The organism is Pedobacter sp. TM02 (assembly GCF_059705275.1).
Map to the genome: position 1 here is coordinate 3097016 of NZ_AP046530.1, position 14004 is coordinate 3111019.

The following is a 14004-nucleotide window of genomic DNA, read 5'->3' on the forward strand; positions in this document are numbered from 1 at the left end:
TTGCCTCTTGCGCCTAGGCAAACCGGGGGCAACTTTAAGGGAGAACGCATCTTAATGTATCTTTTCGGATACATGAAATTAGTTCGGCACGATTCGAATTGGGCAAATTATCGACGAACGGATAGGAATAATCGATAAAAGGAAATGGCTTAGGCTTTTTCGAAAAGCACCTGCATGCAGGTACCTTCCTGTTCGTTGCTCCTGATCAGCAACTGGGCATTCAGCTGGTGGAGTAGTTCTTTCACAATGAGCAATCCGTAGCCATTAGACTTGCTACTGACATGAAACCCACTCTGCAATTCGGCAATTTTGTCTTCAGGAATAAGCAAGCCACTATTGACGATGGCAATAAACGGTTGCCCCTTGTCATTAACAGCAGCCTTTAGCACGATAACGCCTTTCGGAAAGGAATGATTGATGGCATTTTGCAAGAGGTTGCGCAACACGATGAGCAAAAGATTTTCATCGCTTTTCAAGCTGGATAGTCCCTGCATTTCTTCCTTGATTTCCAGTTCTTTGGCTTCAGCCTGATTTTGCAACAAGGCAATCACCTTCACAAATAGCTCACTGATCAAAACATCAGACAAATCTAGCTCAAAATGCTCCATTTGGCTTTTCGACCATAACAATAGGTCTTCCATGGTAGCCAACAAGGCCGTAGAAGATTGGATCAGCTTCTTTTGATGGGCTTCCTGTTGCGCTTCAGACAGCAATCCGGATTTGGCCTGCTGCAGCTTGAGGAAAGTGAACAACTGGCTCACTGGACTACGCAAATCGTGGCTAATGATACCAAAAAGACGTGCTTTGGTTTGATTGGCTTCAGCCAGTTTTTGATTAACCAGATCTAGCGCTACATTAGACTGATGCAATAATACATTTGACCTGTTCTGGTTTCTGTTGTTTCGGTAAATCAGGATGGTTACCAGCAAGGCAAGTCCGAAGGCAATGCTAAGGGCCAACTGTAGCTGGTTCTTCTGTTTCAGCAATTTATTGGCGGCCAAACGCTCATTAGACAGGTAATCGATCTGCTTTTCTTTTTCGGCATTTTTATATTTGAACTCGATGTTGGCAATCTGCTCATCAGATTTGTCTTGATAAATTTTGCTAGACAAAGCATTGTAATCTTTATAATATTTCAAGGCTTTGCCATTATTGCCCAATTTTTCATAGCTCTGGGCAAGTTTGAGTATAATGGAGGCATAAACATCCTTACTAAAAGAATAAGATCCCGGTAATGCTTTTTCTAAGTAGGTAATGGCTTTGTGGTAATGCTTCAATTCATAATTCAGGTTGCCCATTAAGTTAAGTGCATACAGCAAAGCTTCCTTGCTTTCTGATTCTACGCCAAGCTGATAAGCCTTTGTGGCATACTGTTTAGCCAATGCCATGTTCTTATCCAAATAATAGGAAGCGAATATCCTGTTCACGGCGCTTAATTCAGAACTGGCATAGAATAATTTTTTATCGGCCATTGCCCCATAAACCTTGTCGTAGTAGATCTTGGCGCTGTCTATCTTTTGCATATTCAGATAAACCTGTTCAAAATTGATATAAAGCCTAATTTTGGCACCCATGTATTTTTCAAAATAGGGTTCGGCCTGCTTAAAGCTGTTGAGAGCATTTTGATTTTGGTGCAACTGCAGGTAAAGATTGCCCAAACTGGCATAAGCCAAACCCAAACTCACTTTCGAGGTGTAATCTCTTTTTTGTGCGAGTATTTTCTCTTTTAACGGCAACGATTCGAGAATATAGGAAATGGCTTTATGGTAATCGCCAATACTTAGATATTCTTCGCTCAATGCTGACAAGATGCGGTCTTTAATTGTATCGTCCTTTGCCAGTGGCAACAACTGGTGTAGCCGTTTCACATGGGGCTTAGTCTCTTCAAAACGGCCCAGGTAGCGGTTCAAATAGTTGATCTGTTGCAGCGCCATCACTTCATACTTCATATTTTGACCCAGCATGGCGTACCTGACGCTTTGCTTGAGATAGAAAAATGCACTGTCGTTTTTGAGCTGCACCTTGTAGGTATGGCCAATAAAAAAGGAATAGGCCGATAGACTGTGGTAATCGTTCTTGGAAGTAATCTCCACTCCTTTGCGGGCCACAATAATTACACTGTCGAATTCTCTAAAGATACCTCTTTCAATTGTCCGGTTATAAAAGCGAGTGGCATAATCCAGCCATTTTTTACTTTCATAGCTCGGTTGTTGCGCGTGTAGCCCAAAACAGCACAAGCAGCAACATAAAACGAAATAAAACCGAGCGTTTGCAGACATAAAGCGCTATTATTTCAATTTATCATCATCAATTGGCCATGTAATTGCCCAAAACCTCCCGGATTTCGCGCAGGTAGGTTTTACCGATGGGCAAGTGGCTACTCCCCATATCAACCTGTTTGGTGTTAAGGCATTTTACCTTGCCGATAGCAATGGCATAACTGCGATGGATGCGGATAAATTTGCCAGGGGGCAACGATTCGAGAAAGCTAGACAAGGTAATCAAGCTAAGGTACACCTTGTTTCCGGTTACAATTTTGGTATAATCGCCATAGGCCTCTAAATAAATAACCTCTTTGGCACTAATATTTACAATTTTATGTCCTTCTTTAAAAATGATCTTTTCGTTTTCGAACAGAATATCGTAGGCCTCGGCTTTGTTTTTGAGCTGGGTAAAAGCGATGATCCTTCTGAGGCTCTCTTCAAAACGATCACTGGTTAAAGGCTTGAGGATAAAATCAAAAGCCTTTAGCTGGAAACCCTGCAGTGCATATTCAGGGTGAGAGGAAATAATAACATTGATAGAACCCAAGTGATTAATGGTCTTGATCATTTCCATACCATTGATTTCTGGCATATCTACGTCGGTAAACAATACATCGGGCCGGTGTTGCTTCACGAAGCTAATAGCTTCCAAGCAGTTGCCAAAACTTCCTATCAACCGTAAATCGTCGTAATTAGCAAGCTCAGCCTCTACCGCCAATCTGTCTAAATCGTCGTCATCAATAATAATGCAAGTAAGGGGAACGCTCATAAAACAAAGGGCTATTGCGTATGATAAACATACATAAAAAAAGCTATTAAAATGTTACCTAATTCACATTCAGCAGGTTCATTTTTATTTTAGGCACCTAAAATATTAGTTATATTTACGGAATGAATAGAAAATTCCTGGCCAGCCTTGTTTGGCTGCTCATCTGCTCTAACTATATTTTTGCGCAAAACACCTATACCATTAGCGGTACCGTGAAAGACCAAAAGGAAACCCTGCCTGGTGCGGCCATTTACATCAGTGGCTATAAGATTTCGACCGTAACCAACAACGAAGGCAAATTTTCCATCCCCAATTTGGCCCCCGGAAACTACGATGTACTGGTGCAGATGATCGGCTACCTGCCCTATTCAAAAAATGTAGTCATTGCCGACAAATCGGTAAACATCGAAGCATTGCTTCAAGAAAATACCGTCATGCTGAAAGAAGTTGTGATCAAGCCCGACCCTAACAGAATGGCACATATTGCTTTGTTTAAAGATTTTTTTATTGGCAAATCGCCCAATGCCGCCCAATGCAAAATCCTGAATACCAATGTGCTCATGATTAACGACGACAGGGAAAACGGAATGCTGACGGTTAGAACCAACGAATTTATCGTCATCGAAAACAAGGCTTTAGGCTATAGACTTAAATACCTGCTAGAATATTTTGAATACAACTATAAATCAAAAATCATTTTCTATGCAGGCCATCCTTATTTTGAGGAAATGAAGGGTGGCAAATCGAAGCAAAAGAAATGGCAACAGGCACGCGAAACAGCCTATAACGGCTCTATCCAGCATTTCTTTAAATCTTTATACCACAACACCATTGCCCAAGACGGCTTTGTCATTAACAAACTGGTTGCCATACCCAATGCCAACCGCAAGCCCGACAGCCTGATCAATGCCAACATCAAGCGCCTAACTACCGGCCAAAACGGGCTTACCCGCGCGCTTACCTTTACCAGTGGCGATTCGCTTGCGTACTGGCTCAAGCAACGTCGCGAACCCCTTACCATGAGCGTGCTCAGTCGTGCAGATGTACTGGTCGACACCCTGGTCAAAACCTACAACAACGATATTAAAACCATGAACTTTAAAGACGAGCTCTACGTGATTTATAAGAATGAACGCGAAACGCCCGAGTACGATTTTTCAGGAAACAGGCAAAACAGGCCCTTAGATATGCCAAACTACCAGATTTCTATAGTAAGCTTACTTGAACCTCCGGTTCGGTTTTATGCCAATGGGGGCGTAGTAGACCCTCGAAGCACGTTGTACAAAGGCTTTTGGGCTTACGAAAAGGTAGCCGATCTGGTGCCTATGGATTACATCTCGACTGTTAAGAAGTAAATTCGTGCTTACAGCATCCTATTTTCCTATTGATAGGGATTGCTGGGATTCACAGTGTATTTTTGTCCTTTTATAGCCTGTAAAAACATCGTTATCCACCATCATGTGGAAAACATTATTTTAAAATTACTAATATTTTTAGCAATTTTAAACATGGTTAACGGTGAAGAAAACAAAGAGGATTACCTGAATGGCCGGGGCGCCCAAATCAATACGGTTAACCGGTTTCTCAAAAACTCCTTAAGCAGGGCACATGTAGAGGCTATTGACGATTGGGAAGAAACCAGTGGCAAAACAAGTTTCATTATAGGCACTTCCAAATCGGTTGTAAACAAGGTGGATAGCCCGGATGTGGGCATGGCCTACTCGCTCAATCCCTACCAAGGCTGCGAACACGGTTGTATTTATTGCTATGCCCGCAATTCGCACGAGTATTGGGGCTTTAGTGCCGGCCTGGATTTTGAAAGAAAGATCATTGTCAAAAAAGATGCACCAGAGCTCTTCAAAAAGTTCTTGGAAAAAAAAACCTGGGATGCCTATCCTATTTCCCTTTCTGGCAATACCGATTGCTACCAACCTGCCGAACGCAAGTTTAAACTTACCCGCCAGTTGCTCGAAATTGCCTTAGCCTATAAACAACCCATATCGATGATCACCAAAAATGCGCTCATTTTACGAGATCTGGATATTTTGCAGGAAATGGCCAAACACAACCTGGCTATGGTATTTGTGTCGATAACCAGTTTAAACGAAAAACTGAGGCTTAAGCTTGAGCCTCGTACCACTACCGCCAAGCAACGCCTCAAAATTATAGCAGAACTGAGCAAGGTTGGCCTACCCACCGGGGTTATGGCTGCGCCTATGATTCCGGGGCTCAACAACCACGAAATGCCCGCTATTTTAAAGGCCGTGGCCGATAACGGCGCTAAATCGGCAGGCTATACAGTGGTTCGGTTAAATGGAGCCATCAGTACCATCTTTGAAGATTGGTTGCAAAAGAATTTCCCCGACCGTTTTGAAAAGGTGTGGCATGCCATACAAAGCTGCCATAATGGCGAGGTAAACGATAGCCGTTTGGGCATGCGGATGCGTGGCGAAGGCAATTTTGCCCAAATGATACGCGACACCTTCAAATTGCATTGCCGGCTAAACGGATTAAACCAGGAACAAGTCCAGTTAGACAGCAGCCAGTTCAAGGTTCCTAAAAACCAGTTGAGCCTGTTTTAAGCGCTGGCCGGGAAATGTTTTCCAGTCTACCATCACTGTGGATATTTAATACCCCAAGCATAATAGCACATTTTTGCAATTCCGTTACAAAGCCGGCTTGGGCATCACTCGGCCATTTGCTACTTTTGGTGCTCAACCCAATTACATGAAAATTGCCTTAATCACCTATCACGACCAAGGAGCCTATGCTTCGCCAACTGTAGTAAATGAAGACGACAAACTGTTAGAATTTCTCCAGCATAAAGGCTTAAACATTGAAAAGGTAATTTGGAACCATCCACAAATCCAATGGGAGAACTATGATTTGGCCATCTTAAAATCGCCGTGGGACTATTTTGACCTCATTGCCGATTTTTATGCCTGGCTGGAAATGCTAAAAGCAAAAAATGTAAGGTTGCTTAATCCAACAGCTACCGTAAAATGGAATGCCGACAAGCATTACCTCCAAAACATCATGGACAAAGGATTATTGGTTACGCCTAGTATTTTCTTAGAGAAAGATGCCCATGTTAACCTAAACAGCTATTTCGACGAATTTGAAACTGAAAAACTCATTGTAAAACCTTGTGTAAGTGGCGGCGCCAAAAATACCTTTAAAGTAACCAAGGCCAATGTTGATGAAATTAATGCCAAGCTGGGCGCATTGATACGCGAAGAAGCATTTATTGTACAACCATTCTTAGCCGAAATTGAGGAAAATGGCGAATGGTCGTTTTTGTTCTTCGGCCAGCAATTTAGTCATGCCTTGCTCAAAAAAGCCAAAATCGGCGATTTTCGGGTACAACATGCCCATGGCGGCAGCATACACCCGCAAGAGGCACCTGCCCAATTGCTTCAAAGCGCACAACGATATGTAGACCAGTTTGCCCAGCATTGTTTATATGCCCGTGTGGATGGAACCGTGGTCAATGGAGAATTTTTATTGATGGAGCTGGAACTGATTGAACCTTTCCTGTTTTTAGATACAGATCCAAATGCCTGCGAACGATATTATCAAGCCTTAATAAAGTTGATCAACTAATCACTTGCCAATCGGATCTGCAATCTCGGCCCATTTAACGTTGGGTTTACACTCCAATCAGCATAAAACCAATGATTTGTTAATCTGTGGCTACTACTGGCCGAGTTTTGACCTAACTTCGGATTTTGACTAATTATCGCCTCGTCCCAAAATCCTGTGTCCAGTAGCTTCCAACCCTAGCGGTTCCCATTTCCTGGTAACTGGCACTCATGATATTTTTGCAATGCCCTTCGCTGCTTAGCCAAGAATTCATCACAGCTTGCTCATCATTTTGTCCCTTGGCAATATTTTCGGCAATCGCTTTCCAAGGATAGCCCACCGCATCAAAACGATCGGATAAGGTTTTGCCGTCAGACGAAACATGGGCAAAGAAATTGTTTTTGTTCATGTCGTTGCTATGATAATAAGCCGCCTTGGCAATGACATCGCTCCAACTCAAAGGCGGTACCGGGGGCATAGCGGTTGTGCCACAATTGCAACCATTGGCCCGTACCTGGTTAACCAATTTGAGTAGAAGTACGTTATCCAGATTAGTGCCTACTGCATCGGCATTTCCGTTTTGATCAGGATTAGCTTCGGCCTTGTTGTCTTTACAGCTTAAGGCAAGACAAAGGAGTACCACAGGCAAAACAATAAATCTCTTCATTTCAGTAACGCTTTAGGCAAGGTCAAAAAAAACACCTACCATGTTCATGATAGGTGTTTAACGATTTGGGACTTGATATGGTATTAAGCGCCCTCTTCTTTTTTCTTTTTCTTACCGTTGCTTTTGTTCACCACGGTAATTTCTTCTTTTTCCTTATTGTAGTCGATTTCTAAAGTATCGCCATCGTGGATTTCTCCTTTCAGGATTTCTTCCGCAATCGGATCTTCCAAATATTTCTGGATGGCACGTTTCAACGGACGGGCACCAAAATTACTGTCGAAACCTTTTTCGGCAATGAAATCTTTGGCTACATCGGTTAATTTCACTTCATAGCCCAAGTTATGAACACGGCCAAACAGCGATTTCAATTCGATATCAATAATTTTGAAGATCTCTTCCTTGCCTAAGCTGTTGAATACGATTACATCATCGATCCTGTTCAAAAATTCCGGTGCAAAAGCACGTTTCAATGCATTCTCGATTACGCTACGGCTGTGGATATCGTTTTGGCTCATCTTGGCCGAAGTAGAGAAACCAACACCTTGACCAAAGTCTTTCAACTGGCGTGCGCCAATATTAGAAGTCATGATGATAATGGTATTTCTGAAATCTACCTTGCGTCCTAAACTATCGGTAAGCTGGCCTTCGTCTAATACCTGCAACAGGATATTAAATACATCGGGGTGTGCTTTTTCAATTTCATCCAGCAAAATTACCGCATAAGGCTTTCTGCGAACTTTTTCGGTCAATTGGCCACCTTCTTCGTAACCCACATAGCCCGGAGGCGCTCCTACCAAACGCGAAACCGCAAATTTCTCCATGTACTCGCTCATGTCAATTTGGATCAGCGAATCGTCGCTGTCGAACATAAAGCGAGCCAATTCTTTAGCCAATTCGGTTTTACCAACCCCTGTTGGACCCAAAAAGATAAATGATCCAATTGGTTTTTTAGGGTCTTTTAATCCGGCTCGGGTACGTTGGATGGCTTTGGTCAATTTCTTGATGGCATCATCCTGACCGATAATTTTCTCAGCCACGGTATCGTACATATTCAATAGTTTCACGCTATCGGTTTGTCCAACACGTTGCAAAGGAATACCAGTCATCATCGAAACCACCTCGGCTACATTGTCTTCACTTACTTCGTAGCGTTTGGTTTTGGTTTCGGCTTCCCATTCTGCCTTGGCGCGTTCCAGTTCCTCTAACAGGTTTTTTTCGGTATCGCGCAGTTTGGCGGCCTCTTCATATTTTTGGCTCTTCACCACTTTGTTCTTTTCAACCTTGATATCTTCTATCTTGCTTTCGATAGCGATAATGTTTTCTGGAACATGGATATTGGTTAAATGCACCCTCGAGCCTGCCTCGTCTAAAGCATCGATGGCTTTATCCGGCAAGAAACGGTCTGTAATATACCTCGAAGTTAAAGCCACACAGGCATTGATCGCTTCTGGGGTATAAGTCACACCGTGGTGCTCTTCATATTTCTCTTTGATACGGTTCAAAATCTCCACGGTTTCGTCTGGCGTAGCCGGCTCGATCATTACCTTTTGGAAACGACGGTCTAAAGCGCCATCTTTTTCAATGTACTGACGGTACTCGTCTAAAGTAGTTGCACCGATGCATTGAATCTCGCCCCTGGCCAAAGCCGGTTTGAACATGTTCGACGCATCTAGCGAACCTGAGGCCCCACCCGCACCTACAATGGTGTGGATCTCGTCGATGAAGAGGATGACGTCGGTCGATTTCTCCAACTCGTTCATCACCGCTTTCATGCGCTCTTCGAACTGCCCACGGTATTTGGTACCGGCAACCAGCGAAGCCAAGTCTAAAGTAACTACTCTTTTGTTGAACAAGACCCTCGATACCTTGCGTTGTACGATTCTCAAGGCCAAACCTTCGGCAATGGCCGATTTACCCACGCCAGGCTCACCAATCAAAATCGGATTGTTCTTTTTGCGACGTGAAAGGATTTGCGAAACACGCTCGATTTCTTTTTCGCGACCTACAATCGGATCTAAACGGCCTTCTTCGGCAGCACGGGTTAAATCGCGGCCAAAATTATCAAGTACCGGGGTTTTAGATTTAATGTCGGAAACTTTTTTAGGCGTGCTGAAGCTTTCCTCCTCTTGGTAGTCGTCGTCGCCGCCGCTAGAAGTGCCTCCTCCCTGTGCCTCGTCCCTAAAGCCGTTTTTGTTTACCTCAACCTCTTGTTTAAAGATTTCGTAGGTAATGCCGTATTGCAACAAAATCTGCGAAGCAATATTGTCATCGTCTCTTAAGATAGACAGCAACAAATGCTCTGTACCGATCAAATCGCTTTTAAATATCTTTGCTTCTAAATAAGTAATCTTTAATACTTTTTCAGCCTGTTTGGTCAATGGAATATTTCCCAAATTAACCGTTACGCTCGAAGTACCGCGAACGGCCTCTTCAATGGAGCGGCGAAGTTTAGAAGTATCAACCGATAATGATTTTAAAATCTTTATGGCCATACCGTCACCTTCGCGAATAAGGCCCAACAACAAGTGCTCGGCACCTATATAATCGTGTCCTAACCTCAGGGCCTCTTCCCTGCTGAAAGAAATCACATCTTTTACCTGTGGTGAAAATTTAGCTTCCATAATATGTGTGTAATCGGGACGACTCTAAACTATAAATTTGTTTTATAAATACGGCCTCCGGATTTTTATATTTTATCAACAATTACGCCATTTTGGTGGATAATAACAATAGTTTATTCAAGCTTAAACAAAAAACAACAATTTGCGCAAAGAAGTTTCTGTTTTTAGCATATACGTAATACCATAGAAATTAGGTTTTTATCATCAATAATCTAATTTAGGCGCAAAGAACCATCATATTGTCGGTTTTTTGTAAGGTTTTAGCACCAGCCGAAAACTGACAAATTGTTACATCAGCCATAGGCAAACGAGCAGTTTTGACAGTATTTTGCATTTCCGCCAGCTCGATCAGCATCCTCAAAATCAGCTTTAAAAGTTCGCTTTTTTTACATTTCGCCTTCAAACAGCCTGATTCACATTTTGTTTTTTTATATTTAGGTTCAACCTTAACCATTGATTAAATATGAAAACATCATCCGTTTCAAAACTCAGCAGAAATGAGCTGAAGAAAGTTTTGGGAGGTGGCGGCGAAGAGCCGATGCATCCGTTGTGTCCAATCTGTTCATGCGAGTGGCCTTATCCATCGGCCTATTTGGCCTATGCCTCGGCCAACCTTTGCGAACCAAATCCTTGCGCCAGACCTGTAGATCCCACACCAAGCGATCCAGATCCCTGCGCTCCAGCCATAGACATGTAAGCTAAGCAAACGAAAATCTTTTAAAGGCCACTTCGAAATTTGAGGTGGCTTTTTTATGCGATAAGCGCCTTAAAACGCCTCTTGCATTTTCCGTCTTACATTTTCCATCATTTTACCCATCTTTGCACAAACACTATATAAATTATGTCAGACGAAAAAATAATCTTTTCAATGGCGGGGGTGAGCAAAATCTATCCGCCACAAAAACAGGTTCTTAAAAATATTTATCTCTCTTTCTTTTACGGCGCAAAAATCGGCGTAATCGGTTTAAACGGCTCTGGTAAATCTTCATTGCTGAAAATTATTGCTGGTTTAGACAAATCTTTCCAAGGCGAAGTCGTGTTTTCTCCCGGCTATTCGGTGGGTTATTTGGCACAGGAGCCTGAACTCGACCCAGAAAAAACCGTTCGCGAAGTAGTAGAAGAAGGCGTAGCCGAAATCACTGCCATCTTAAAGGAATACGAAGAAATTAATGAGGCTTTCGGTTTGGAAGAAAATTATTCTGATGCCGATAAAATGGACAAACTGATGCAGCGCCAAGGCGAACTGCAAGACAAAATCGATGCGGTTAATGCCTGGGAACTCGACAATAAGTTGGAAAGGGCCATGGATGCCCTGCGTTGCCCAGACCCTGAAACCAAAATCGGCGTGCTATCAGGAGGTGAGCGTCGGCGTGTGGCCATGTGTCGCCTGCTGCTGCAAGAACCAGATGTATTGCTGCTCGATGAGCCGACCAACCACTTGGACGCCGAAAGTATCGATTGGCTAGAACAGTTCCTCCAAAATTACAAAGGAACCGTAATTGCCGTTACCCACGACAGGTACTTCCTGGATAACGTAGCCGGCTGGATCTTGGAACTTGACCGTGGCGAAGGCATTCCGTGGAAAGGCAATTATTCTTCATGGCTAGACCAAAAAGCCAAACGTTTGGCACAGGAAGAGAAAACCGAAAGCAAACGTCAAAAAACATTAGAGCGCGAGCTGGAATGGGTTCGTATGGCTCCCAAAGCCCGTCATGCCAAATCGAAGGCACGTTTGGCCAACTACGATAAACTGGCCTCTGAAGACGGCAGAGAGAGCGAAGAAAAACTGGAGCTTTTTATCCCTGCCGGTCCGCGTTTGGGCAATGTGGTTATCGAAGCTACCAATGTAACCAAAGCCTATGGCGATAAAATTTTGTTCGAAAACCTGAGCTTCTCGCTTCCTCCTGCAGGCATTGTTGGGATTATCGGACCAAATGGTGCAGGTAAAACCACCTTGTTCAGACTCATTACCGGACAGGAGCAGGCTGATGCAGGCACTTTTAGGGTAGGCGAAACCGTGGCTTTGGGCTATGTAGACCAGATGCACAACGACCTGGATGCCAACAAAACCGTTTACGAAAACATTACTGATGGCTTAGACAACATCCAATTGGGCAACAAGGCGGTAAACGGCCGTGCATACGTATCGAAATTCAACTTTAACGGTGCCGACCAACAAAAGAAAGTGGGCATTTTATCAGGCGGAGAACGAAACCGTGTACACTTGGCTATTACGCTTAAAAAAGGGGCCAACGTACTACTACTCGATGAGCCGACCAACGATATCGACGTAAACACTTTACGTGCCTTGGAAGAGGCTTTAGAGAACTTTGGTGGCTGCGCGGTGGTAATCAGTCACGATAGATGGTTCTTAGACCGTATCTGTACGCATATTCTGGCTTTTGAGGGCAATTCTGAGGTTTATTTCTTTGAGGGCAACTATTCCGACTACGAAGAAAACCGCAAGAAACGTTTGGGCGATGTAACACCGCACCGCATCAAGTATAAAAAAATAGGTTAGCATGCTCTTGTTGGTGTTCCTCACCAACAAGCCATACTAAGGTACTAAATCGTTGGTGAAGAAGGCCAACGATAGCAGGCAAACAAAGAAAGGCTCCGGAGTGGAGCCTTTGCTGTTTTAAGCCTCAAATCTTGGAGGCACCGGACCGGGCTTAGGCGCATTGCTTTCTTTCGCTTTTCTTTTGCCCCTGAAAAAGAAATAGAGGTTGACGAAAAGCATTACGCCCAAATAAATAGAGAAAGTCCCTATTTTGTAGCTCAGTGCCTCTACTAACGACTGGTAGTCGTTCTTATAGAGCGTTAGTTCGAGTATCATTAAAGCAAACCCCAGGTTGAGCAGGTAAAACCCAGTTTCGAAAAGCTTGTTGGTGGCCAAGGCAATCTCTTCCCTGCCCTTAAAAATATCGAGCATGTAAACCTTGCTATTCCTGAATAAGGTTCGCGATACATAAAAAGTCAAGAAAAGTGCCACAGGGACATAAATTGCATAGCCGATCAGAATTTTTGTAGTTTCCATCTTATTGAATGTTTATTTGTTAGCGGATTAGTTTTTGAATCTGTGTGGTTAGTAAAAGGATGTTGAGGTAATGCAAAACCGAAATAACACCAATAATAATGGCCATTTTAACAGCGATTACTTCAATCAGTTGGGGCATGCTGGTAATTTGTTGCCAGGCAACGAGCGTAATGGCACAATAGCCGATGTTAACCAGGTAATAGCCTACCAGCAGTATTTTATTGATTTGCTGGCAAAGGTCGAGGTGCCCGGGCAGCAGTGCCGCCACAAAAAGGTTGCCGTTCCGATAGCAGCTGCGTCCCACAAAAACAATGATGAGCACAATCAAGGTGATAAAGGTCGCGTAACCAAACAGGTTGTAATTCATAATATTTTAATTACTATATTTTCAGAAATTATTGAAATTTTAGGTCAAAAAAATTGCTTATTTCAGCAATTTGATCATCAGTTTGCCCAGCCAATTGTCTTTGTAGGTGGTTACCTTATCAATCATTTCGTCGGCACGGCCTACAAAATCGTACAGTTTTTTGGTCTGCTCTACAAAATGTTTTTCGGCAGGAGTTTCATTGGCTTGGATAGATGAAACTTCCTTCAGCATCTTCAAGGCAGGCTTAATCTCTCTTTTGCTTCTTTCTTTGGCAATTTTAGTGGCCAGTTCGTCAAGGTCCTTTTCCGCAATAAAAAATTCCCGGCGCTCACCCGGCTTGTTTTCCTTGTACACAATGCCCCAATCCATCAGCGCCCTGAGGTTCATGCTGGCATTGCCCCTCGAAATCTGCAGCTCTTGCATGATGTCTTCCATCGAAATGGCTTCGTCTGATACCATCAGCAAGGCATGGATCTGTGCCATGGTTTTATTAATGCCCCATTGCGATCCCAATGCACCCCAGGTTTGCAGAAATTTGTTTTTGGCAGTTGAGTAATCCATATTCAAATATAGAATTTATTTTCAAACTTTCAAAAATAATTGAAATATATTTTTTATTTCTCCCAGACCTGATTTTGCACGCTAAAATTTTATTTTTGGCCAAGATTTAAAGTTTCTGCCTGTATATTGAATTTTA

13 protein-coding genes are annotated in these 14004 nt (G+C 43.1%); 5 read left to right on the forward strand and 8 right to left on the reverse strand.

The window, feature by feature from the left end; all coding sequences use genetic code 11:
* Positions 1–149: 149 nt before the first annotated feature.
* Both AC6H1S_RS13150 and AC6H1S_RS13155 read right to left on the reverse strand, forming a co-directional pair.
* Complete coding sequence (locus AC6H1S_RS13150) at positions 150–2279, reverse strand: tetratricopeptide repeat-containing sensor histidine kinase (RefSeq protein ID WP_497563909.1); 2130 nt, start codon at positions 2277–2279, stop codon at positions 150–152.
* Positions 2280–2307: 28 nt separating this feature from the next.
* Positions 2308–3033: a LytR/AlgR family response regulator transcription factor gene (locus AC6H1S_RS13155; protein WP_497563910.1), complete on the reverse strand. Its 726-nt coding sequence runs from the start codon at positions 3031–3033 to the stop codon at positions 2308–2310.
* A gap of 122 nt (positions 3034–3155) precedes the next feature.
* Here AC6H1S_RS13155 and AC6H1S_RS13160 point away from each other — a divergent pair, with 122 nt between their 5' ends.
* The 3 genes from AC6H1S_RS13160 (at position 3156) to AC6H1S_RS13170 (ending at position 6636) form a co-directional block, all read left to right on the forward strand.
* On the forward strand, positions 3156–4388 hold the full coding sequence (locus AC6H1S_RS13160) for a carboxypeptidase-like regulatory domain-containing protein (protein WP_497563911.1): 1233 nt from the start codon (positions 3156–3158) through the stop codon (positions 4386–4388).
* A 153-nt stretch (positions 4389–4541) separates the two neighbouring features.
* Positions 4542–5615: a PA0069 family radical SAM protein gene (locus AC6H1S_RS13165; RefSeq protein WP_497563912.1), complete on the forward strand. Its 1074-nt coding sequence runs from the start codon at positions 4542–4544 to the stop codon at positions 5613–5615.
* A 145-nt stretch (positions 5616–5760) separates the two neighbouring features.
* Positions 5761–6636, forward strand: a complete 876-nt coding sequence (locus tag AC6H1S_RS13170) for an ATP-grasp domain-containing protein (protein ID WP_497563913.1) — start codon at positions 5761–5763, stop codon at positions 6634–6636.
* A 133-nt stretch (positions 6637–6769) separates the two neighbouring features.
* Here AC6H1S_RS13170 and AC6H1S_RS13175 read toward each other — a convergent pair whose 3' ends face one another.
* The 3 genes from AC6H1S_RS13175 to AC6H1S_RS13185 all read right to left on the reverse strand — a co-directional run bounded on the left by AC6H1S_RS13175 (position 6770) and on the right by AC6H1S_RS13185 (position 10357).
* Positions 6770–7282 (reverse strand): CAP domain-containing protein, encoded by a 513-nt coding sequence (locus AC6H1S_RS13175; protein WP_497563914.1) that lies wholly within the window; start codon positions 7280–7282, stop codon positions 6770–6772.
* Between the two features lie 83 nt (positions 7283–7365).
* Positions 7366–9903, reverse strand: a complete 2538-nt coding sequence (locus tag AC6H1S_RS13180) for an ATP-dependent Clp protease ATP-binding subunit (RefSeq protein WP_199141387.1) — start codon at positions 9901–9903, stop codon at positions 7366–7368.
* Between the two features lie 217 nt (positions 9904–10120).
* Positions 10121–10357: a hypothetical protein gene (locus AC6H1S_RS13185; protein ID WP_497563915.1), complete on the reverse strand. Its 237-nt coding sequence runs from the start codon at positions 10355–10357 to the stop codon at positions 10121–10123.
* A 9-nt stretch (positions 10358–10366) separates the two neighbouring features.
* Here AC6H1S_RS13185 and AC6H1S_RS13190 point away from each other — a divergent pair, with 9 nt between their 5' ends.
* On the forward strand, positions 10367–10600 hold the full coding sequence (locus AC6H1S_RS13190; protein ID WP_199141389.1) for a hypothetical protein: 234 nt from the start codon (positions 10367–10369) through the stop codon (positions 10598–10600).
* 144 nt (positions 10601–10744) lie between these two features.
* A complete protein-coding gene (gene ettA / locus AC6H1S_RS13195) occupies positions 10745–12424 on the forward strand; it encodes an energy-dependent translational throttle protein EttA (RefSeq protein WP_497563916.1) in 1680 nt (559 codons plus the stop codon).
* A gap of 117 nt (positions 12425–12541) precedes the next feature.
* Here ettA and AC6H1S_RS13200 read toward each other — a convergent pair whose 3' ends face one another.
* The 3 genes from AC6H1S_RS13200 to AC6H1S_RS13210 are packed head-to-tail and all read right to left on the reverse strand — an operon-like array spanning position 12542 to position 13868.
* A complete protein-coding gene (locus AC6H1S_RS13200; RefSeq protein WP_199141391.1) occupies positions 12542–12940 on the reverse strand; it encodes a hypothetical protein in 399 nt (132 codons plus the stop codon).
* Positions 12941–12959: 19 nt separating this feature from the next.
* Complete coding sequence (locus AC6H1S_RS13205) at positions 12960–13307, reverse strand: hypothetical protein (RefSeq protein ID WP_497563917.1); 348 nt, start codon at positions 13305–13307, stop codon at positions 12960–12962.
* Between the two features lie 57 nt (positions 13308–13364).
* Positions 13365–13868 carry a GbsR/MarR family transcriptional regulator gene (locus AC6H1S_RS13210; protein WP_199141393.1) on the reverse strand — a complete coding sequence of 168 codons (504 nt, stop codon included), beginning with the start codon at positions 13866–13868 and terminating at the stop codon, positions 13365–13367.
* Positions 13869–14004 lie beyond the last annotated feature (136 nt).

What these genes read in the sequence shown, in the direction of transcription:
- AC6H1S_RS13150 (WP_497563909.1), bottom strand. Translation starts at nt 2,279, where the DNA reads ATGTCTGCAAACGCTCGGTTTTATTTCGTTTTATGTTGCTGCTTGTGC.
- AC6H1S_RS13155 (WP_497563910.1), bottom strand. Translation starts at nt 3,033, where the DNA reads ATGAGCGTTCCCCTTACTTGCATTATTATTGATGACGACGATTTAGAC.
- AC6H1S_RS13160 (WP_497563911.1), top strand. Translation starts at nt 3,156, where the DNA reads ATGAATAGAAAATTCCTGGCCAGCCTTGTTTGGCTGCTCATCTGCTCT.
- AC6H1S_RS13165 (WP_497563912.1), top strand. Translation starts at nt 4,542, where the DNA reads ATGGTTAACGGTGAAGAAAACAAAGAGGATTACCTGAATGGCCGGGGC.
- AC6H1S_RS13170 (WP_497563913.1), top strand. Translation starts at nt 5,761, where the DNA reads ATGAAAATTGCCTTAATCACCTATCACGACCAAGGAGCCTATGCTTCG.
- AC6H1S_RS13175 (WP_497563914.1), bottom strand. Translation starts at nt 7,282, where the DNA reads ATGAAGAGATTTATTGTTTTGCCTGTGGTACTCCTTTGTCTTGCCTTA.
- AC6H1S_RS13180 (WP_199141387.1), bottom strand. Translation starts at nt 9,903, where the DNA reads ATGGAAGCTAAATTTTCACCACAGGTAAAAGATGTGATTTCTTTCAGC.
- AC6H1S_RS13185 (WP_497563915.1), bottom strand. Translation starts at nt 10,357, where the DNA reads ATGGTTAAGGTTGAACCTAAATATAAAAAAACAAAATGTGAATCAGGC.
- AC6H1S_RS13190 (WP_199141389.1), top strand. Translation starts at nt 10,367, where the DNA reads ATGAAAACATCATCCGTTTCAAAACTCAGCAGAAATGAGCTGAAGAAA.
- ettA (WP_497563916.1), top strand. Translation starts at nt 10,745, where the DNA reads ATGTCAGACGAAAAAATAATCTTTTCAATGGCGGGGGTGAGCAAAATC.
- AC6H1S_RS13200 (WP_199141391.1), bottom strand. Translation starts at nt 12,940, where the DNA reads ATGGAAACTACAAAAATTCTGATCGGCTATGCAATTTATGTCCCTGTG.
- AC6H1S_RS13205 (WP_497563917.1), bottom strand. Translation starts at nt 13,307, where the DNA reads ATGAATTACAACCTGTTTGGTTACGCGACCTTTATCACCTTGATTGTG.
- AC6H1S_RS13210 (WP_199141393.1), bottom strand. Translation starts at nt 13,868, where the DNA reads ATGGATTACTCAACTGCCAAAAACAAATTTCTGCAAACCTGGGGTGCA.